We start from the raw sequence: 19974 nt of genomic DNA on the forward strand, positions 1-19974 counted from the left end.
ACCGTTCATCAGACAACAGCTCCCTATGCCGAAGATCATCGTCATTATAGTTACCTATAATGGGGAAAGATGGATACGCACCTGCCTGCAGGATCTGCAGAAAAGCAGCTGCCCTGCCGAGGTGCTGGTGATCGACAACGCTTCCACAGACGGCACTCCGGAAACCGTCCGCCATCATTTTCCGGAAACGGTGCTGATAGCCAATACCGCCAATACCGGCTTCGGACAGGCCAATAACCAGGGGCTGGAGTACGCCCTGCGGGAGAAAGCAGATTATGTATTCCTGCTTAACCAGGACGCTTACGTATGTCCGGACACGTTAGAGCAGCTTATCCGCGTACAGCAGCAGCATGCCGGTTACGGCATCATCAGCCCCGTTCAGCTGAACGGCAGCGGGGAAAAGATAGACGATCGCTTCCGCATCTACCTGCGGCGTAATTATCCGGAAGCTTTTGTAAAAAAAATATTCCCCCTCCAAAAGGAGGTGCCGGCCCTGCTTCCCGTCCGCTTTGTCAATGCCGCCGCCTGGCTGATCCCGCGGAGCTGCCTGGAACGGGTAGGGCTTTTTCATCCCCTGTTTGCCCATTACGGGGAAGATAACAACTATGCCTCCCGCGCGCAGTATCATGGTTTTAAAACAGGGGTATGCCCCACGGCGCTGGTACGCCACGACCGCCATACGCCTTCGCCGGACGCGCCCGCCCTGCTGCTTCGCCAGGTGCGCACCATTCCCCGCTACATCCTGCTGGACCTGCGGAAGCCCTTTCTGCTGGCCCGCCTGCTGGCCCACCGGAAGCTGCGCCGTCTTTACCGCAAAGGGGAGCAGCTGGGGGATGCCGCCGTAATGGAGGCCGCAACGGAACAGCTGCAGTGGATGCAGGAAAACAGGGAGGAGCTGCGCAGGGTAAGAGAAGAAATGAAACAACCTTTCCGTCCTGTAAAACAATCGTCATGAGCACAAACGATCCCGCCTTTGGACCTTCCGTAGAAGGCGCCCTCGCCACGTTGCGCGCAGGCGGGCTCATCCTCTACCCCACCGATACCATCTGGGGCATCGGCTGTGATGCTACCCATGCGGAAGCCATACGCCGTATCTATGCGCTCAAACGGCGGGACGACCGCAAAAGTCTCATCCTGTTGCTGGCCGACGAGCGCAGCCTGATGCAATATGTGACCAGCCCTCCTCCGGACCTGCACCGCCTTTTACAGGAAACCGGCCGGCCCACCACTGTGATCTACGAAGGTGCGGTAGGTCTTCCGGATAATCTGGTGCCGGCAGACGGCAGCATCGCCATCCGGCTGGTGCAGGAGCCTTTCTGCAAAACACTGATCAAACGTCTCCGCAAGCCCCTCGTCTCCACTTCCGCCAACATCAGCGGGCAACCCTCGCCCGGCCATTTCGGGGAAATAGCGGAAGAGATACGCCGCGGCGTGGATTTTGTGGTCCCCTACCGGCAGGACGACCGCACAAAAACGGCGCCTTCCCGGATCGTAAAGATAACGACCGACGGCGCGCTGAAGATTATCCGGGAATAAAGGAAAAGGATTTTATCAAACCGCTTATTTTTGCGGCTGTAATGCAAAAACAGTTCAACAAGGGCGAAACCGTTTCTTTTTCTGCCGAAGAGGAGCAGCTTTTCCGGCTTATCGGTAAAGCTGCCGGGGAAAAGGGAATGCTTTGCTACCTGATCGGCGGTTTTGTACGCGACAAGCTGCTTGGCCGTCCTACTAAAGATGCGGATATTGTCTGCAACGGCGACGGTATTGCGCTGGCGGAACAGGTGGCCCGTAAATTCACGCCTTCTCCGAAAGTAAATTTCTTCCGGAATTTCGGCACTGCGCAGATCAGCGTCGCCGGCATGGACATCGAATTTGTGGGCGCCCGTAAGGAAAGCTACCGCAACGATTCACGCAAGCCGGCGGTAAGTCCCGGTACGCTCGAAGAAGACCAGAACCGGCGCGATTTTACCATCAACGCCCTGGCGGTGAGCCTGAATGCGGCCGGCTTCGGCAAGCTTTCAGACCCTTTCAACGGCCTCGACGACCTCGAACAGCAGCTCATCCGCACTCCGCTGGACCCGGCGCAAACCTTCAGCGACGACCCCCTGCGCATGATGCGGGCCATCCGCTTTTCAGCCCAGCTGCATTTCCGCATCGAAGAACGCACCTTCGAAGGTATACGGCGGGAGGCTGAAAGGATCCGGATCGTTTCGCAGGAGCGGATCACCGACGAGCTGAACAAGATCATGCTCAGTCCCCAGCCCTCCATAGGCCTGGACCTGCTGTTCAAATCGGGACTGCTGGATATCATCTTCCCGCAGATGACCGCCCTGGCCGGTGTGGAAACGATCGACGGAAAGGGACACAAAGACAATTTCTATCATACCCTCCAGGTGATCGATAACATCAGCCGGGAAACGCCGGACCTCTGGCTGCGCTGGGCCGCGCTCCTGCACGACATTGCGAAACCCGTGACCAAGCATTTTGAAAAAGGCCACGGCTGGACCTTTCACGGGCACGAGGTAGTAGGCGGACGAATGGTGCCCCGCATCTTCAAACAGCTGAAGCTGCCGCAAAATGAGAAAATGAGGCTGGTGAAAAAGCTCGTAGAGCTGCACCTGCGCCCCATCAGCCTGAGCCGGGAAAACATCACCGACTCCGCCATGCGCCGCCTCCTGTTTGACGCGGGTGATGATATCGACGCGCTGATGATGCTCTGCGAGGCGGATATCACCTCCAAAAACAAAATCAAGGTAAGACGCTATCTCGAAAACTTCGAGCTGGTACGGCAGCGGCTCAGGGCGGTGGAGGAAAAAGACCGGATCCGCAACTGGCAGCCCCCCATTACCGGCGAAATGATCATGGAAGAATTCGGCCTGCCGCCCTGTAAAAAAGTCGGGGATCTCAAAAACGCTATCCGTGAAGCTATCCTCGACGGCCTTATCGGTAATAACTATGAAGAAGCGCATGCTTTCATGCTTGCCAAAGCCCGGGAACTGGACCTGGTTCCCATAAAATAATTGTACCTTTAATTCTTGTTTTTACCGCATGCATGCGGAAGTATGCGGGCGGTAAACCATCAGCAAACTCAAATCAGCTATAGATCCATGCCCGTTTTAAAATTCAGAGTATATTGGGAGGAAGATGACAGCGTGTACCGGGATATTGTCATCAAACCGGACCAGACTTTTCTGCAGTTTCACGAAGCCATACTGAAGTCCTACGAGTTCGATTCCAAACATAAGGCCGTTTTTTTCAGAAGCAACGACCGTTGGCAGCGCGGCCGGGAGATCCTGCTGGAAAACGACGACCGTCCCCGGCAGGCAAAGCCGCTGATGATGAACGATACCAAGATCGCCGCCGCCGTCCGCGACCCCAGCCAGAAATTTATTTACCTCTATGACTTTGTCAAAAACTGGACCTTTCAGCTGGAGCTGATCGGGGTGACCAAAGAGGAAAGCCACAAGCTTGAATATCCCGCCTGCATACGGAAAGAAGGGCTGGCCCCCAGCCAGTACGGCACCAAGGGACTGGTAAACGACAAGCTGGTAGAAATGGAAGAAAAATATGACCTGGGCGGCGAGGATGTAAACCAGGAAGGGTTCGGCGAGGAAGGAGAACCTTCCGAATCCGGTATGGAGGACGACCAGGATGAATACGGCGGCAACGAATAAGACCCTCATCGTCATTGCCGGTCCTACCGCCGTCGGCAAAACCGACCTCGCGCTCAGGGTGGCCCGGTATTATCATGCAGATATTATTTCCGCCGATTCCCGGCAGTGTTACCGCGAAATGAATATCGGCACCGCCAAGCCGCCGCGGGCCGCGCTGGAATCCGTAAAGCATTATTTTATCGACACCCATTCCGTTACCGAAACGGTAAGCGCAGGACAGTTCGAGCAGCTGGCGCTGGGCTATGCCGGCGAGAGCTTCCGGCAGCACGACGTGACGGTACTGTGCGGCGGCACCGGGCTATATATCAAAGCACTCTGCGAAGGCCTCGACGCCCTGCCTCCCGTTCCCGCCTCCGTCAGGACCCATATCCGCGAAAGCTTCCGGCAGCAGGGGCTGGACTGGCTCCGCGAAGAAGTCCGGCACAAGGACCCCGATTTTTTTAAGACCACCACCGAACAGCAGAATCCCCATCGCCTGATGCGGGCCCTCGAGGTCTATGAAGCCACCGGCACATCCATCACCCGCTTCCGCAGCGGCAAACAGCAACAACGGCCCTTCCGCATCATCCGGGTGGGAATGGAAATGCCGCGTGACGCACTACGGGAACGGATATATCAACGTGTGGACAGGATGATGGAAGAAGGTTTGGCGGAAGAGGTAAAAGGTCTTTATCCTCACCGCCAGCTGAGCGCGCTGCAAACGGTGGGATACCGCGAGCTTTTTGACTGGCTGGAGCACAAATGCAGTCTTTCCGAAGCCGTGGCCGCCATCAAAACCAATACCTGTCGTTATGCCAAAAGACAGATGACCTGGTTCAGAAAAGATCCGTCCATCCGGTGGTTCGATGCGCGGGAGCAGGCCGCCATAACCGGTTACCTGGCATCGGCGCTGCCTGATACGCGGACCTGATCCCGGTTTTTTCCTTTCTGCAATACCTTCTCCACTACCTCGTCCATCTCTCTTACATAATGGAACTTCAGCCCCTTGATGTACTGCGGGTTGATCTCCTGTATGTCTTTTTCGTTCTGCCAGCATAGCACCACTTCTTTGAGACCGGCTCTTTTGGCCGCCAGTATCTTTTCCTTGATACCGCCCACCGGCAACACCTGTCCCCGGAGGGTGATTTCGCCCGTCATGGCGAGGTAGGGCTTTATCCGGCGGCCGGTAAACGCCGAGGTGAGGGAAGACAGCATGGTGATGCCCGCGCTGGGGCCGTCCTTGGGCACCGCCCCTTCCGGCACATGGATATGGATATTCTTTTTGGTGAATACGGCAGGGTCGATCCCCAGGTTCCGGGCATGCGCCTGCACATAGCTGAGGGCCGTGCTGGCGGATTCCTTCATGACATTTCCCAGGTTGCCCGTCAGCCGCAGCTCTCCCTTTCCTTCGCTGAGGCTGGTTTCGATAAACAGGATATCCCCGCCTACATAAGTCCAGGCAAGGCCTACGGCTACACCGGAAAGATTGGCCGCCTTATACATCTCGTTGGAATACTTCTGCCGGCCCAGGATCTTTGTCATCTTTTCCGGGGTAAAGGTCTCCGGCAGCTGCTCCTCCAGGGCCACTTCCTTCGCCAGCGCCCGCATCACCGCAGCCAGCTGCCGGTCCAGCTCCCGCACACCGCTTTCGCGGGTGTAATCCTGTATCAGCTGCTGCAGCATGGCATTGTTGAACCTGATCTTCGCATCCTTCAGGCCGTGCGCTTCCTTTTGCTTGGGTAAAAGGTGGCGGCGGGCGATCTCTACCTTTTCCTCCACCGAGTATCCGCTGAGCTCGATGATCTCCAGCCGGTCGCGCAGCGCCGGATGGATATTGTTCATCGCATTGGCGGTGGCAATAAACAACACCTTGGAAAGATCGTATTCCAGCTCCAGGTAATTATCGTAAAAAGTACTGTTCTGCTCGGGATCCAGCACTTCCAGCAAGGCCGAGCTGGGATCCCCGCGGAAGTCGTTGCCGATCTTATCGATCTCATCGAGGATCATCACGGGGTTGGATGACTTTGCCTTCCGGATAGACTGTATGATGCGGCCGGGCATAGCGCCGATATAGGTTTTCCGGTGTCCGCGGATCTCGCTTTCGTCGTGCACCCCGCCGAGGCTGAGACGCATGTATTTGCGGCCCACTGCATGGGCAATGGATTTGCCCAAAGAGGTCTTGCCGATACCGGGAGGGCCTACAAAGCAAAGGATGGGCGATTTCATATCCCCCTTCAGCTTCAGTACCGCCAGGTATTCCAGTATCCGCTCTTTGATCTTCTCCATGCCGTAATGGTCGTGGTCCAGTATCTTCTTGGCCTTCTTCAGGTCGTAGCGGTCCTGGGTATAGGTTTCCCAAGGCAGGTCCAGCAGCAGGTCCAGGTGGTTATAGACCACAGAGTAATCCGGCGTGGAGGGATGCATACGCTCCAGCTTCTCGATATTTTTCTGGAAAAGCTCCTTGGCCGCCGCCGGCCATTTCTTTTCCTCCGCCTTACGGCGCAGCTCCTTCACCTCCCGTTCGTTGGAGTCGCCGCCGCCCAGCTCTTCTTTTATGGATTTCAGCTGCTGCTGCAGGAAATATTCGCGCTGCTGCCGGTCCAGGTCGGCCTTGGTCTTATTCGTGATCTTGTCTTTCAGCTCCACCAGCTGCAGCTCCGTCTGCAGGAGCTTCAGCAGGAATTCGGCCCGCGGCTTCAGCTGCTGCGTCTCCAGCAGCTGCTGCTTGTCTTTCAGGTCGGAACTGAGATTGGACGCTACAAAGTGGATCAGGAAAGGAGCGTTCTCTATATTCCGCAGGATAATGGTAGCCTCGGAAGGGATATGGGGGGAAAGCTGTATGATCTGTCCCGCCAGATCCTTGATCGAGGAAATATAGGCATCAAATTCCGGGTCGGACTCCGGCAGCTCATCACTCAGCGTGCGGATACGGGCCTTGAAAAAGGGTTCTTCCTGGATCACCTCCTCCAGGCTGAACCGCCGGCGGCCCTGGATGATCACCGTAGTGCCCCCGTCCGGCATCTTGATGAGCTTTATGATCCGCGCAATGGTGCCTACGGCTGTCAAATCGGCGGCATGCGGTTCTTCCACCGTGCTGTCCTGCTGCGCCACCACACCGATCAGCTTGTCTACCCGGTATGCCTCCTGTACGGCTTTTATGGATTTGTCCCGGCCGACCGTGATCGGCAGGATTACTCCGGGGAATAAAACGGTATTCCGCAGGGGCAGCAAGGGTAATTCTTCCGGAAAACTGCTCTCCGTCCCTTCGTCGGGCTCTTCCTCATTCAGGGGAAAGATCGGCATAAATTCGGTCTCTTCTTCGGCGGAGCTTAAATAAAAACGTTGATAGTCCATAGATGTGTTAAGGTCAAAGTGTCACTGCTCCCGTGTTTCCATAAGCGTCTGCCTGTAAGTCAACTTTGGTGCCAATGCATTTTTGTCACCCGGCCGGGAAGGGCAGCTGGCGGGGCCAATAAAAAGGCCCTCCGGGGAGAGCCTTGAAATGCAAAGATAAGCAATTGCGGATTACAGCTGTGATCAGAAGGTATATCCCACGCCCAGCTGGATGGCCTGGTTATGCCATTTTTCCTCTTCGGGGAGATCGCTGATGTTGGACAGGCCGATGATATAGCGTCCGCTGACATTGAGACCGAAGGGCAGGTCCAGCCAGAGACCCGCCACCGCCGAAAAGTCGCCGCTCTTAAAGGCGTCTTTCCCGTTTTCAAACAGGGTCTTGTCTTTGGACACGGCAATGCCGTACTGCGGCCCCACCTGTAATTTGAAATGCTCCCCGCCGAGACCGATATTGGCCAGGATAGGGATGCTCAGGTAATTCAGCTTGATGTTTTTCAGGTCCTTCCCGTCGGGATAGATGTCGCTGAACTGCTCTCCGGATTTTGCCGTGGACTGCGAAAAGATCAGTTCCGGCTGGATACCGAAGCGGTCGGAAAAGTTGAGCTGCACATAAGGTCCGAGGTGATAGTTGAAATTAAACCCGTCCTTGTAGCCCTTCCCGTCCAGCTTGTTGAGATTGGCCCCGGCTTTTACCCCAAAGCGGACGGAACCTTGCGCATAGGCGCCGGCTGTCATACATGCACAGCAAAGCACCGATAAAATAACTTTTTTCATAAAAGATCCATTTTTAAAAGCATAAACAGGATTAAATTCATCTTTATATAAAACTTCCGAAGCTGCAGATTATTATCTCCTTATCTAATAAAAATTTTTACAAAAAAAGCTGAAAAATACAAAATGGCAAAATATTTCCGCGCTCCCGGCTCACACCAGCTCTATTACCGTAATTTCCGGTAGAATGCCCACCCGGCCCGGGTACCCCAGAAACCCGTAGCCCCGGTTTACATACAGGTACTGGCGGCCTTCATTGTACAGCCCTGCCCATTCCTTGTACATATATTGTATGGGGCTCCATTTGATGCCGGGTATCTCCACCCCAAACTGCATGCCATGTGTGTGGCCGGCGAGCATAAGGTCGATGTCCGGGTACTCCGGACGCACCTGGGCGTCCCAGTGGGAAGGGTCATGAGAAAGCAATATCTTAAAGGGGAAAGGCTCCGCACCGGCATAGGCCTTTTTGAGGTCGCCGTAACGGGGGAAACGCGCCTTCGCGCTCCAGTTCTCGATGCCGATCACGGCGATCTGCTGCCCTTCCCGTTCGAGGACCACGTGCTCGTTCATCAGCAAACGCCATCCCATGGCGGCATGAATGGATTTCAGGTGCTCCAGGTTACGCCGCTTGGCCTCGGGACTGTCCCATTGGCTGTAGTCTCCGTAATCGTGGTTGCCCAGGGTGGAATAAACCCCCATCGGCGCCTTTATGCGACTGAAGAGATCCTGGTAATGCTTCATCTCATCGGCGCGGTTGTTCACCAGGTCGCCGGTAAAAAAGATGACGTCAGCCTGCTCGCCAAGCACCATATCCACGCCGCGGGCCACGCGCGATTTATGATCGAAGCTGCCCGAGTGGATATCGGATATCTGCACGATCTTCAGCCCCCGGAAAGCGGGGGGCAGGTTGGGGAAGTGAAGCTGATGCCGTTTTACCCGGTAATTGTATTTGTTGGAAAATCCGTAGGCCAGGGTGGCAAAAAGACCGCCGCCCACCAGCAATCCCGCCCGGGTCATAAACTGGGAGCGGGTGATGCCCCTGATCTCCGGAGGGAGAGCGGTATCCGAGCCGGGCGGATTTTTACCGAACAGCCGGACGATCCATTGCAGGCCGCGGCGCAGGTCGTCCACCAGCAGGAAGACCACCGTGAGCAGCTTGGCCAGGTAGAGACCGACGACCAGCGTTACCAGCCACTGCCGCAGCAGGGGGGGCCATTTGTGCAGGCCCAGCCAGGGCGAAAAAAACAACAGCACCAGCGCATAGGCGCTCAGGAGCCAGTAAAAGATATAGATCCCAGTCTTTACCCGGGGAGAAGCCTGGTGGAGAACGGTTTTGACGGCCTGGAACACATACCAGTCCAGGATCAGCATAATGCCGGCCAGGATCCAGGTCAAAGAACGGATACGCATGCGGAAGTATAAAAATTTAATTGTAAAAATGCAGGCCGTGCTTTCCTCCTTCAAGCAAAATTCGGCGAGTGATGCGAAAACACCGGTAAAACATAACTTATTCCGAACTTTCCACGAATCATTGTATTTTTGTTGATCTTGCCAGATACAAAACCTTTACCCATGCAATTTACCTATTATGGTCAGGCCTGTTTTGGCGTAGTAACAAAGGAGAAGCGGCTTTTGTTCGACCCTTTTATCAGCGGTAACGAGCTGGCCAGGGATATCGATACCGAAAAAGTGCCGGCAGACTGCATCCTGGTATCGCACGGGCATACGGATCATGTGATGGACGTGGTGCCTATTGCAAAGCGCACGGGCGCGCTTTGTATCTCCAATTTCGAGATCTGCGGCTGGCTGGAGAAACAGGGCGTCAAATCTGTGCATCCGCTCAACCACGGGGGACAGTGGCAGTTTGATTTCGGCAAGGTAAAATATGTGAATGCCATTCATTCGAGCTCCTTCCCCGACGGATCCTATGCGGGCAATCCGGGCGGCTTTGTCGTGAGTAACGACGAAGATACCTTTTATTTCAGCGGAGATACGGCGCTCACCATGGACATGCAGCTGATACCCCGTTTTTTCAAGCTGGATTTTGCCGTACTGCCGATCGGGGATAACTTCACCATGGGATATGAAGAAGCGCTGTATGCCGCGGAGATGATACAATGCAAACGGATCATCGGCGTTCATTATGATACGTTCGGGTATATCAAGATCGACAAAGATGCCGCCCGGGCTCATTTTGAAAAGGCCGGATACGAGCTGCTGCTGCCGGGCATCGGCGAAACCATAACGCTGTAAGTCCGGCGGATATCTTTCTTAAACCGATAACCAACCATTGTCAATGGGTAAAACGATCGCAATAGCCAATCAGAAAGGCGGGGTAGGTAAAACCACCACAGCCATTAACCTGGCGGCCAGCTTTGCCGTGCTGGAATACAAAACCCTGCTGGTAGATGCCGATCCGCAGGCCAACAGCACCACGGGCCTGGGATTCGATCTGCGGAATGTGCAGCAGAGCCTCTATGACTCCATGGTGAACGACGCCGGCTCCAAAGACATCGTGCTGGAGTCTGAAATGCCCTACCTGCATGTGGTCCCCTCTCATATCGACCTGGTGGGGGCCGAGCTGGAGCTGATCAACCACCCCAACCGGGAACGGGTACTGCGGTCTATCATAGAGCCGGTAAAAGAGCAGTACGACTTTATCGTCATCGACTGCTCCCCTTCGCTGGGGCTGATCACCGTAAACGCGCTCACGGCGGCCGACTCGGTGATCGTACCCGTGCAATGCGAATTTTTTGCCCTGGAAGGGCTCGGCAAGCTGCTGAACACGATCAAGATCGTGCAGAGCCATCTGAACCCCGCGCTGGAAATAGAAGGCATCCTCATGACCATGTACGACGGGCGCCTGCGGCTCAGCAACCAGGTGGTGGATGAAGTAAAAAGGCATTTCGACGATATGGTGTTCAACACCCTCATCCACCGGAATACCCGCCTCGGGGAAGCGCCCAGCTTCGGCAAGGCGGCCATTATGTATGATGCAGACAGCACGGGAGCGGTCAACTACCTCAACCTGGCCAAGGAGATCCTGCAAAAAAACGACGCGACCAAAATCAAACTCCGGGATAAAATCTTAGCCCTTGACCATGACGAACCAACCCAATAAAAAAGCGGCCCTGGGTAAAGGAATCCGTTCGCTGCTGCAGAATATCGACGCCGACCTGAAAAGCACCTCGGCAGCGCTCGGCGAGCAGGTGGTTCATGCCGCCACCGGCATCGAACGGATACCCCTGGATGCTATTTCGGTAAATCCCAAGCAGCCCCGGCGCGATTTTGACGAGCAGGCCCTGCAGGAGCTGAGCCGCTCCATCAAGCTGCATGACGTCATACAGCCGGTGACCGTAGCCAGAACGGGCGCCAAAAAATACCTGCTTATCGCCGGAGAGCGCCGCCTGCGCGCCAGCAAGCTGGCAGGGTTAAAAGACATTCCTGCCTATATCCGCCAGGCAGACGACCAGGAGCTGCTGGAGCTGGCGCTGCTCGAAAACCTGCAGCGGGAAAACCTCAACGCCATAGAAGTATCCCTCAGCCTCAAGCGGCTGATGGATGAATGTTCGCTTACGCAGGAGCAGCTGGCCGAGCGTATGGGCAAGGAAAGAAGCACCGTAGCCAACTACCTCCGCCTGCTGAAGCTGCCACCCGATATACAGGTGGCCGTCCGCCAGGGACAGCTCAGCATGGGACATGCCCGTGCGCTGATCGGCGTGGAAGAAGTGGAAAAGCAACTTTTCCTCTTCCGGGAGATCATCACCCGGCAGCTTTCCGTCAGACAAACCGAAGCGCTGGTGCGGAAAATACAGGCCGGCAGCGGTAAAACGGCTAAAAAGCCCAATGCCGCCACCCTGCCGCCCGCTTACCGGCAATGGGAGGACAAGCTGGCCGCTCATTTTTCCACCAAGGTAAAGATGAACCGCAACAGGAGCGGCAAGGGCAATATCCAGATCGATTTCTACTCGGATCAGGAGCTGAACCGGATCCTTGAATTAATAAACCTGTACGGTGACTGACAGCCGGATCTGTATACGATGTGCAAGGCGGGTATTGCGGGGAGTCGTGGCCATGCTGCTGCTGCTGGGCGCCCGGCAGCTCCGGGCCCAGGACACGCTGCTGCTGCCTGCGACCGATACCACCGGAAAGGCCGCGATAGCCGACAGCGCGGCAAGGGCTGCACTGCCCCCGGCGACGGATAGCAGCGGAAAGACGGCGGCGGATACCATAGCACGGGTCAATGCGCCGTCCCCGGCAGACAGCAGCCGCGCTCCTGCCGATACGCTGAAGCCGGTGACCGCCATATTTACCCATACGGTGCTCGACAGCCTGCGCAAAGTCCATAATCCCCGGAAAGCAATCCTCTATTCCGCCGTATTGCCGGGTCTCGGGCAGGCCTACAATCACCAGTATATCAAGATACCCCTCATGTACGCCGGCATCGGCACGGCCACGGGTATATTTATTTTTAATTACAAATACTACATACAATACCGTGACGCCTACCGGCTTATGCTCAACGGAAAACCTACGGGGATCCCGCGGATCGACAACAACCCCGGCTCCTACAGCCCGGAGACCGTCAAATACGTCCGGGATGCCTACCGGCAGTATGTGGATTATTCGGTGCTGGGCTTTGCCGCGGCTTACCTGTACAACATCATCGATGCTATCGTGTTTGCGCACCTGTACCGGTTTGACGTATCCAACGACCTGAGCTGGCGGATGGGGCCGGTGGTCTGCCCCGGCTACACCGGCGTAGGCGTTACGCTCACCTTTTAATGTAAATAAGGGACTATATCATATTGATCACGATAAGATTAGAACAAGAAAACTTTTTGCGTTATGAAAATTGCCCTGATCGGTTATGGCAAAATGGGCAAAGCCATTGAAGCCATTGCGCTGGAACGCGGACACGAAATACTCTACCGGGTCGACCTGCACAACAAGGAATTTCTTGAAAAAGGCTTTTTACAACAGGCTGATCTGGCCATTGAGTTCACCACCCCGGATACGGCACTGGAGAATATCCACCGCTGCTTTGATGCGGATATTCCGGTGGTATCCGGCACCACCGGATGGCTGGATAAGCTGGAAGAGATCCATCAGCGCTGCCGTCAGGAAAACAAAACTTTCCTGTATGCCAGCAACTTCAGCATCGGAGTTAACATTTTTTTTGAAGTCAATAAACAGCTGGCGGCGCTGATGAATGCGCAGCAGCAGTATGATGTAAAGATGGAAGAGATCCATCATACCCAGAAAAAAGACGCGCCCAGCGGAACCGCTATCAGCCTGGCCGAACAGGTGCTGGAACGGGTATCCCGCAAAAAGCGCTGGGTAAACGGGGAAAGCGCCGCGGCAGAAGAGCTGGAAATACGGTCGCGCCGGGAAGACCCCGCTCCCGGTACCCATACCGTGACCTGGGGAAGCCCGGTGGACGATATCACCATTACCCATACCGCCCATTCCCGGGAAGGATTTGCCTCCGGCGCCGTGACTGCCGCGGAATGGATACAGGGAAAACGGGGTATCTTCACCATGAAGGACGTGCTGGGATTGTCGTAAATTCTTTACCTTCGGTATTTCAACATACACCCGTATGCTCTCTAAGAAGACGCAATATGCTTTTCATGCACTGATTTATTTAGCGGAACATGTCGACAAAGGGCCGGTGCTGATCTCCGAGATCGCTGAAAAGAAGAATATCTCGATCAAATTTCTGGAAAATATCCTGCTGGAACTGAAGAATGCCGGCGTGCTCGGCAGCAAGAAGGGGAAAGGAGGAGGATATTACCTGCTAAAGCCCCCCAAGGAGGTCATGCTGGCCCGCATCATCCGCCTGCTGGACGGCCCCATCGCCCTGCTGCCCTGCGTCAGCCTCAACTATTATGAAAAATGCAGTAACTGCGATGAAACTATCTGCGGACTGCATGAGGTCATGGCCAAGGTGCGGGACGCTACGCTGAAGATCCTGGAAAACAAATCACTGAAAGATATCGTCCACCGGTAACCGTACTCCACATTTCCCGCAGACATCCGGGAACGCTTTATACGGATACCCCAACGGCTGTTCCGGGGATGTCTTCCCGACAGATATCTCAGAGACAATTTAAACGAGTATTCCGGCGGCTATTTTTTTGGTGTCTTTTCGGGGCTGCCTTCTTGGCGTCTTCCCGGCAACCATTCTCTTAATGCCCCTTCCCGGGGAAACTGCCCTGCCGATACGCCTTTCCATTGATATTGCCCCGCTTCCTTTCCGGCCGGCTCCGATATTTTTTCAAAAGTTCCCCTATTTAATCTACCGTTTTTATAGGAAATATGTATTTTTGTGCCGGACAAAACGGAAACACTATGCTCCTGGACGCTATTGTAACCCGGAAAAAGACCGTCGCCAGAAAGCCGATCGACGGTCGGGATCATTTGATGAGCTTGTTGAAAGGCATCTCCTGGAGGATAGTCGGAACCCTCGATACCATCATGATCTCCTATATTGTGACCGGTCGTATTACGCTGGCGCTGAGCATAGGGTCCATTGAAGTTTTTACCAAGATCGCCCTGTTTTATTTCCATGACCGGGCCTGGGAGCTGATCCGTCGTAAAAAATCTGTAAACAAAGACGATGTCTGAACTAAAGGATATACTGGAAGGCACCACGCTGGAAGAAGGCCTACGGAGAGTGGCGGCCGCCTACCCGGGGCAGGTGGTTTTTTCCACCTCCTTCGGACAGGAGGACCAGGTCATTGCCGATGCCATCTGGCGTCATGACATTCCGGTAAGGGTGTTTACGCTGGATACAGGGCGTCTTTTTGAAGAAACCTACGAGTTGATGGACCTGACCCGCGCCCGTTACAAAAAGCCGTTCGAGGTATATTTTCCCCGGCCGGAAGATGTGGAGCAGTATGTGGAGGAGCATGGGTTCAACGGCTTCTATGATTCGGTAGAGAACCGAAAGGCCTGCTGCCATATCCGGAAGGTGCTGCCGCTGCGCCGCGCGCTGCAGGGGGCCCGCATCTGGATTACCGGGCTCCGGGCTGAGCAGTCGGACAACCGGAAGGATACCCCCCTGCTCGAATGGGACGAGCAGTATCAGCTGTACAAATACAATCCGCTCATCGGCTGGGAATATGCCGATGTGCTCAGCTATCTCAAAGATTACCAGGTGCCGTATAACCGGCTCCATGATAAAGGTTTTGTCAGCATCGGCTGCGCGCCCTGTACCCGGGCCGTGCTCACCGGCGAACATCCCAGAGCCGGCCGCTGGTGGTGGGAACAGTCCCAGAAAGAATGCGGATTGCATACGCATTCCTGAACCCGGCCCTTCAGCATATTCACTTGTTTTACAAATCATATTACCGTATTTATTAAAATTTCGATACATGCAGAGCAGGCATACTTTTCCCCGGGAGCTGGAGGACGAGGCTATTTATATCATCCGGGAGGTAGCCGCACAGTTTGAGCGGCCCGCCCTGTTGTTTTCCGGCGGGAAAGATTCGATCACATTGGTACATCTTGCCCGCAAGGCTTTTTATCCGGCCAATATACCTTTTCCCCTTCTGCATGTGGACACGGGTCATAACTTTCCCGAAACCCTGGAGTTCCGCGACGAGCTGGTCAAGCAGACCGGCGTGCAGCTGATCGTCCGCTATGTGCAGGACAGCATCGACCAGGGAAAGGTCAGGGAAGAAACCGGGAAATATGCCAGCCGGAATATGCTGCAGACGGTTACCCTGCTCGACGCCATCGAGGAGCTCCGTTTTGATGCCTGCATCGGCGGCGCCCGGCGGGACGAAGAAAAAGCCAGGGCCAAGGAACGCATCTTTTCCGTACGGGATGAATTCGGGCAATGGGATGCCAAGATGCAGCGCCCCGAGCTCTTCGATATGCTGAACGGCCGCATCAACCACGGGGAGAACGTCCGCGTGTTTCCCATTTCCAACTGGACGGAGCTGGATGTCTGGAGCTATATCCAGGAAGAGCAGCTGGCCATCCCTTCCCTTTATTATGCGCATGAGCGTAACGTCTTCGAACGCGACGGGCTCATCTGGCCGGATTCCGAATACATCAACCGCTCCGCGGACGAAGCGCCGTATGCCCGGATCGTGCGTTTCCGCACGGTGGGGGACATGACCTGTACCGCCGCAGTAGCTTCAGAAGCGGCCACCGTAGAGGAGATCATCGAGGAAATCCTTTCCGCCCAGCTGTCCGAACGCGGAGCGCGCATCGACGACAAGCGCTCCGAAGCCGCTATGGAAAAGCGCAAACAGATGGGTTATTTCTAAACAGCACGAACGTTATATTTATTTCAACCCCAACGCATGGAAGTATTGCATATCGCCACCGCCGGCAGCGTGGATGACGGAAAAAGTACACTGATCGGCCGCCTTTTATATGATACCCAGTCCGTACCCCAGGATAAGCTTGCCGCGATTGAGCAAAGCAGCAAACGGAAGGGACTGGACTTCACCGATCTTTCGCTGCTGACCGACGGCCTGATCGCCGAGCGCGAGCAGGGCATCACCATCGACGTGGCGCATATTTACTTTTCAACGCCTTCCCGTAAATATATCATTGCCGATACGCCGGGACATTTTGAATATACCCGCAACATGGTCACCGGCGCTTCCAATGCCCAGGTGTCGGTGATCCTCATCGATGCCCGGAACGGGGTGGTGGACCAGACCTACCGGCATTTTTATATTGCCTCGTTGCTCCGCATCCCTCACCTGGTGGTTTGCGTCAACAAAATGGACCTGGTGCAGTACAGCGAGGCGCGCTACAACCAGATCGTGGAAGATTTCCAGCAGGTGATCGGTCAAACGCATTTCCGCGACCAGGATATTCAGTTTATCCCCCTGTCTTCCCTGTACGGGGAAAATGTGGTACGCCCTTCCTCAAAGATACCCTGGTACAACGGTCCCACCCTGCTGGATAGCCTGGAAAACATTGCGGTGGACGACAATATCCTGCCGTTGCCGGCCCGGTTCCAGGTGCAATACGCCATCCGGCCCAAGACGGATGTTCATCGCGACTTCCGCGGCTATGCCGGCAAGGTGTCCAGCGGTCAGTTTGCCGTGGGCGATGAGGTAGTGGTGCTGCCTACCCGGCAGCAGAGCCGCATCCGCTCGATCCAGAAATTTACAACCCAGCTGCCGGAGGCGCATGCCCGCGAAAGCATTACCCTTACCCTGGAGGACGATCTCGACATCAGCCGGGGCAACATGCTGGCCAAGCCCGATGCGCTGCCGGAAGCCCGCAAGGAATTCAACGCCATAGTCTGCTGGATGGATCATCAGCCGCTCACCGCCGGCGCCACCCTGCTGCTGCAACATGGCACCCATCTCGAAAAGGCCCGGGTACAGGCTATTTCAGGGGTAACGGATGTACGTACCCTGCAGTCGTCTCCGGACCATACGCGGATCCAGCTGAACGACATCGGCACCGTGACCCTCAAAACCGCAAGACCCATATTTGCCGACGCCTATACGGACAATCCTGCCAACGGAGCCTTTATCCTGATCGACGCCCATACGCACAATACCGCCGGGGTCGGGTTTATCCAGCAATAATCCATCCCGGGCGGGTTCCGCCAGGCTCAGGACAATCCTGTCGCTTGAGCATGGGATCTATCGTCAGTAATCCATACAACCACCGGGCTCAGCGAAAAGCCGTCAGCATAGAAAACAGCCTATGCCTGCGCAGGCTGTGCTTGTGCAGCGGAAAAGGCGCCGGAAAGCAGCAATAGCCTGCCGGAAAAGAAAAGCTTACTTATACTTGGGATTGTACAGGGTGTTGGAGGGCACGGTCACATCCGGTTTTCCCTTATAGCGGTGGGCATATAAGCCAAAGCACATGGCCACACTGTAAGCCACGAGCGCGGCTACGACCAGGTAAAAGATAAAGCGGGAAGTGGATACCCAGCTGGTGGCTACATCATTCAGGGCGTTGTCTTCTGCGGTGTTGATCGGATGTTCCATGTAGGCTTCTTTTGCGCCACAAATGTAAGCTATTCATCTGAAAATACCTGCTCTTTTTTACCTCCTGGGCAGATAGATGCGCTGCCCGCTTTGTTGATTTTTTTTCGGAGATTTGCACCCGTTCATCATACCAAAACAGCTTGCCTTGCAACGTATTTATTTTGACAATGCGGCGACTACGGCATTGGACCCGGCAGTACTGGAAGCCATGATGCCTTATCTGACGGAAAAGTTCGGCAATCCTTCTTCCATATACTCTTACGGTCGCGAAGCCCGGCTTGCCGTGGAAAACGCCCGGAAAACGGTCGCACGCATCCTGCATGCCCATCCGGGAGAGCTCTTTTTTACCTCCGGGGGCACCGAGAGCACCAATACTGCGCTGACGGCCGCCGTACGCGACCTGGGCTGCCGCCATATCGTCACCTCCCCCCTGGAGCACCACGCTACCCTGCATACCGGCGAATTCCTGCAGCAGGAGGCCGCCGTAGCGCGTTCTTTTGTAAAGCTGCTTCCGGACGGGCATATCGACCTGGATCATCTGGAAGAATTGCTCAAAAACAGCCGTGTAAGAACGCTGGTCACCCTCATGCACGCCAATAACGAGATCGGTAATCTGCTGGACATCCAAAAGACCGGGGAAATCTGCCGGCGTTACAATGCGGTCTTTCATTGCGACACGGTACAGACGGTAGGACATTATCCCATCGACCTCAAAAACCTCTACGTGCATTTTATCAATGCCGCGGCCCATAAATTCCAGGGCCCCAAAGGCGTGGGTCTGCTGTACGTAAACGAAAACATAAAGATAAAACCGCTGGTGCATGGGGGCGGACAGGAACGCAATATGCGGGCCGGCACCGAAAATATATACGGGATCGTCGGCTTTGCCACGGCGCTGGAGCGGGCCGAAGCCCGGCACGAAGCAGACAGCCGGTATATTCTCGACCTGAAGATGTACATGGCCGCAGCGCTGCAAAAACATATCCCCGGCATCCGGTTTAACGGCGACTGGAACGGGCGCAGCCTGTATACCGTCCTGAACGTGGGTTTTCCCAAAACGGAAAAAACGGAGATGCTGCTTTTCAACCTCGACATCGCAGGGATCTGCGCTTCGGGCGGCAGCGCCTGCAGCTCCGGGGCCAGCACCGGCTCGCATGTGATCAGCGCGCTGTATCCCGATACGGCGCAGGTCCCGGTACGGTTTTCCTTTTCCCGGCACAATACCCGTGAAGAGGTGGATGCGGTGGTCCGGACCCTCGGCACGCTGGTGGACTGAGCGCCGCCTGCCGATACACCCGCCCCTGCCGGCTAATACATTTTCAGGATATCCTTTATCTCGCTGATATAGCTGCCGCCGAAGAGCAGGGCATGGACCAGCAGGGGATAAAGCTGACAGAGGCATACCCGTTCCTGCCAGCCTTCTTCCAGCGGCCAGGCCTCTTCATAGGCGCTGTAAAAACGGCGGTCGAAACCTCCGAAAAGACGGGTCATGGCCAGGTCCATCTCCCGGTGACCGTAATAAACGGCAGGATCATAAAGACATGCCTTCCCACCGGGCCCTACCATAAAATTACCGCTCCAGAGATCGCCATGAAGCAGCGAAGGCGGCGCTTCGGGAAAAACGGCGGACAGCCGCTCATACAGGTAGTCCGCACGGGACAGCCAGCTTTTTTCAAGTACGCCCCGGTCATACAAAGCCCGGATCAGCGGCTCCAGCCGGTGCCGGCGGTAAAAGCCGGACCAGGTATCCGCCGGTGTGTTCTGCTGGACCAGCGTGCCGATATAGTTATCGCTATCCAGCCCGAAGCGGGCGGCGGAATGGCGGTGCAGCGCAGCCAGACCTCTTCCGAAATCAACCCAGAAATCACGGGCGGCCGGCAGCTCCCTTTTCAGGAAAGTAGTAAGCAGGTACTGCTGTTCCCCGTTGCCGCCAAAAGCCAGGGGCTGCGGAACGGGCACGGCTCCTGCCGCGCCGAGCATTTCAAGGCCTTTTGCCTCCGCGGCAAAGAGCCCGGGATATTTTGCGGCATCGTTGATCTTCAGAAAATAATTTCCTTCGGTGGTATCGAGCCGGAAGCTGTCATTGATATCTCTGCCCTGCAGCGGCGTGCACTGGGTAATGGAAACCGTTTTGCCGCAGAGGGCGGCCAATTTCTCCGTTAGGCTGCTTTTCAGGTTCGCCGGTACATCCATCTTTCGTAGTTTTACAACGTATGGTC

21 protein-coding genes are annotated in these 19974 nt (G+C 55.5%); 16 read left to right on the top strand and 5 right to left on the bottom strand.

Features of this window, described 5'->3' with window-relative positions:
- Positions 1–25: 25 nt before the first annotated feature.
- The 5 genes from ABD851_RS11305 to miaA all read left to right on the top strand — a co-directional run bounded on the left by ABD851_RS11305 (position 26) and on the right by miaA (position 4584).
- Positions 26–955, top strand: a complete 930-nt coding sequence (locus ABD851_RS11305) for a glycosyltransferase family 2 protein (protein WP_344979275.1) — start codon at positions 26–28, stop codon at positions 953–955.
- Positions 952–1536 (top strand): L-threonylcarbamoyladenylate synthase, encoded by a 585-nt coding sequence (locus ABD851_RS11310; RefSeq protein ID WP_344979277.1) that lies wholly within the window; start codon positions 952–954, stop codon positions 1534–1536. The genes ABD851_RS11305 and ABD851_RS11310 overlap by 4 nt, the downstream gene beginning before the upstream one ends.
- 41 nt (positions 1537–1577) lie before the next feature.
- On the top strand, positions 1578–3020 hold the full coding sequence (locus ABD851_RS11315) for a CCA tRNA nucleotidyltransferase (RefSeq protein WP_344979279.1): 1443 nt from the start codon (positions 1578–1580) through the stop codon (positions 3018–3020).
- 87 nt (positions 3021–3107) lie between these two features.
- Entirely contained in the window at positions 3108–3674 is a 567-nt protein-coding gene (locus ABD851_RS11320) for an IS1096 element passenger TnpR family protein (RefSeq protein ID WP_344979282.1), read from the top strand.
- Positions 3652–4584 carry a tRNA (adenosine(37)-N6)-dimethylallyltransferase MiaA gene (miaA, locus tag ABD851_RS11325; RefSeq protein WP_344979284.1) on the top strand — a complete coding sequence of 311 codons (933 nt, stop codon included), beginning with the start codon at positions 3652–3654 and terminating at the stop codon, positions 4582–4584. The genes ABD851_RS11320 and miaA overlap by 23 nt, the downstream gene beginning before the upstream one ends.
- Here the strand turns inward: miaA and lon are convergent.
- The 3 genes from lon to ABD851_RS11340 all read right to left on the bottom strand — a co-directional run bounded on the left by lon (position 4548) and on the right by ABD851_RS11340 (position 9188).
- Positions 4548–7007, bottom strand: coding sequence for an endopeptidase La (lon, locus tag ABD851_RS11330; protein ID WP_344979286.1), 2460 nt, complete (start codon positions 7005–7007; stop codon positions 4548–4550). The genes miaA and lon overlap by 37 nt on opposite strands.
- Before the next feature lie 183 nt (positions 7008–7190).
- Positions 7191–7781, bottom strand: a complete 591-nt coding sequence (locus ABD851_RS11335) for a porin family protein (protein WP_344979288.1) — start codon at positions 7779–7781, stop codon at positions 7191–7193.
- A 150-nt stretch (positions 7782–7931) separates the two neighbouring features.
- Positions 7932–9188, bottom strand: coding sequence for a metallophosphoesterase (locus ABD851_RS11340; RefSeq protein ID WP_344979290.1), 1257 nt, complete (start codon positions 9186–9188; stop codon positions 7932–7934).
- Between the two features lie 162 nt (positions 9189–9350).
- Between ABD851_RS11340 and ABD851_RS11345 the strand changes: the two genes are divergently transcribed.
- From ABD851_RS11345 to ABD851_RS11390, 10 genes are all read left to right on the top strand, one after another.
- Positions 9351–10031: a metal-dependent hydrolase gene (locus ABD851_RS11345; protein WP_344979292.1), complete on the top strand. Its 681-nt coding sequence runs from the start codon at positions 9351–9353 to the stop codon at positions 10029–10031.
- A gap of 43 nt (positions 10032–10074) precedes the next feature.
- Entirely contained in the window at positions 10075–10899 is an 825-nt protein-coding gene (locus ABD851_RS11350; RefSeq protein ID WP_344979294.1) for a ParA family protein, read from the top strand.
- A complete protein-coding gene (locus ABD851_RS11355; protein WP_344979296.1) occupies positions 10880–11800 on the top strand; it encodes a ParB/RepB/Spo0J family partition protein in 921 nt (306 codons plus the stop codon). The genes ABD851_RS11350 and ABD851_RS11355 overlap by 20 nt, the downstream gene beginning before the upstream one ends.
- On the top strand, positions 11793–12563 hold the full coding sequence (locus tag ABD851_RS11360; RefSeq protein WP_344979298.1) for a DUF5683 domain-containing protein: 771 nt from the start codon (positions 11793–11795) through the stop codon (positions 12561–12563). The genes ABD851_RS11355 and ABD851_RS11360 overlap by 8 nt, the downstream gene beginning before the upstream one ends.
- Before the next feature lie 63 nt (positions 12564–12626).
- A complete protein-coding gene (gene dapB, locus ABD851_RS11365; protein ID WP_344979300.1) occupies positions 12627–13346 on the top strand; it encodes a 4-hydroxy-tetrahydrodipicolinate reductase in 720 nt (239 codons plus the stop codon).
- A gap of 34 nt (positions 13347–13380) precedes the next feature.
- A complete protein-coding gene (locus ABD851_RS11370; RefSeq protein WP_344979302.1) occupies positions 13381–13791 on the top strand; it encodes an RrF2 family transcriptional regulator in 411 nt (136 codons plus the stop codon).
- 341 nt (positions 13792–14132) lie between these two features.
- A complete protein-coding gene (locus tag ABD851_RS11375) occupies positions 14133–14408 on the top strand; it encodes a DUF2061 domain-containing protein (protein ID WP_344979304.1) in 276 nt (91 codons plus the stop codon).
- Entirely contained in the window at positions 14401–15090 is a 690-nt protein-coding gene (locus ABD851_RS11380; protein ID WP_344979306.1) for a phosphoadenylyl-sulfate reductase, read from the top strand. Before ABD851_RS11375 ends, ABD851_RS11380 begins: the two co-directional genes overlap by 8 nt.
- Positions 15091–15157: 67 nt before the next feature.
- On the top strand, positions 15158–16060 hold the full coding sequence (gene cysD / locus ABD851_RS11385) for a sulfate adenylyltransferase subunit CysD (RefSeq protein WP_344979308.1): 903 nt from the start codon (positions 15158–15160) through the stop codon (positions 16058–16060).
- Positions 16061–16096: 36 nt separating this feature from the next.
- Complete coding sequence (locus ABD851_RS11390) at positions 16097–17347, top strand: sulfate adenylyltransferase subunit 1 (RefSeq protein WP_344979310.1); 1251 nt, start codon at positions 16097–16099, stop codon at positions 17345–17347.
- Positions 17348–17542: 195 nt separating this feature from the next.
- On the opposite strand, the gene ABD851_RS11395 is transcribed toward ABD851_RS11390, so the two are convergent.
- Positions 17543–17755: a hypothetical protein gene (locus ABD851_RS11395; RefSeq protein ID WP_344979312.1), complete on the bottom strand. Its 213-nt coding sequence runs from the start codon at positions 17753–17755 to the stop codon at positions 17543–17545.
- 145 nt (positions 17756–17900) lie between these two features.
- On the opposite strand from ABD851_RS11395, the gene ABD851_RS11400 reads away from it, so the two are divergent.
- Positions 17901–19031 (top strand): cysteine desulfurase family protein, encoded by a 1131-nt coding sequence (locus tag ABD851_RS11400; RefSeq protein WP_344979314.1) that lies wholly within the window; start codon positions 17901–17903, stop codon positions 19029–19031.
- Positions 19032–19063: 32 nt separating this feature from the next.
- On the opposite strand, the gene ABD851_RS11405 is transcribed toward ABD851_RS11400, so the two are convergent.
- On the bottom strand, positions 19064–19948 hold the full coding sequence (locus ABD851_RS11405) for a fructosamine kinase family protein (RefSeq protein WP_344979315.1): 885 nt from the start codon (positions 19946–19948) through the stop codon (positions 19064–19066).
- Between the last annotated feature and the right edge of the window lie 26 nt (positions 19949–19974).

Origin of the sequence: Compostibacter hankyongensis (assembly GCF_039541075.1) — a bacterium.
Classification (GTDB): Bacteria; Bacteroidota; Bacteroidia; order Chitinophagales; family Chitinophagaceae; genus Compostibacter; species Compostibacter hankyongensis.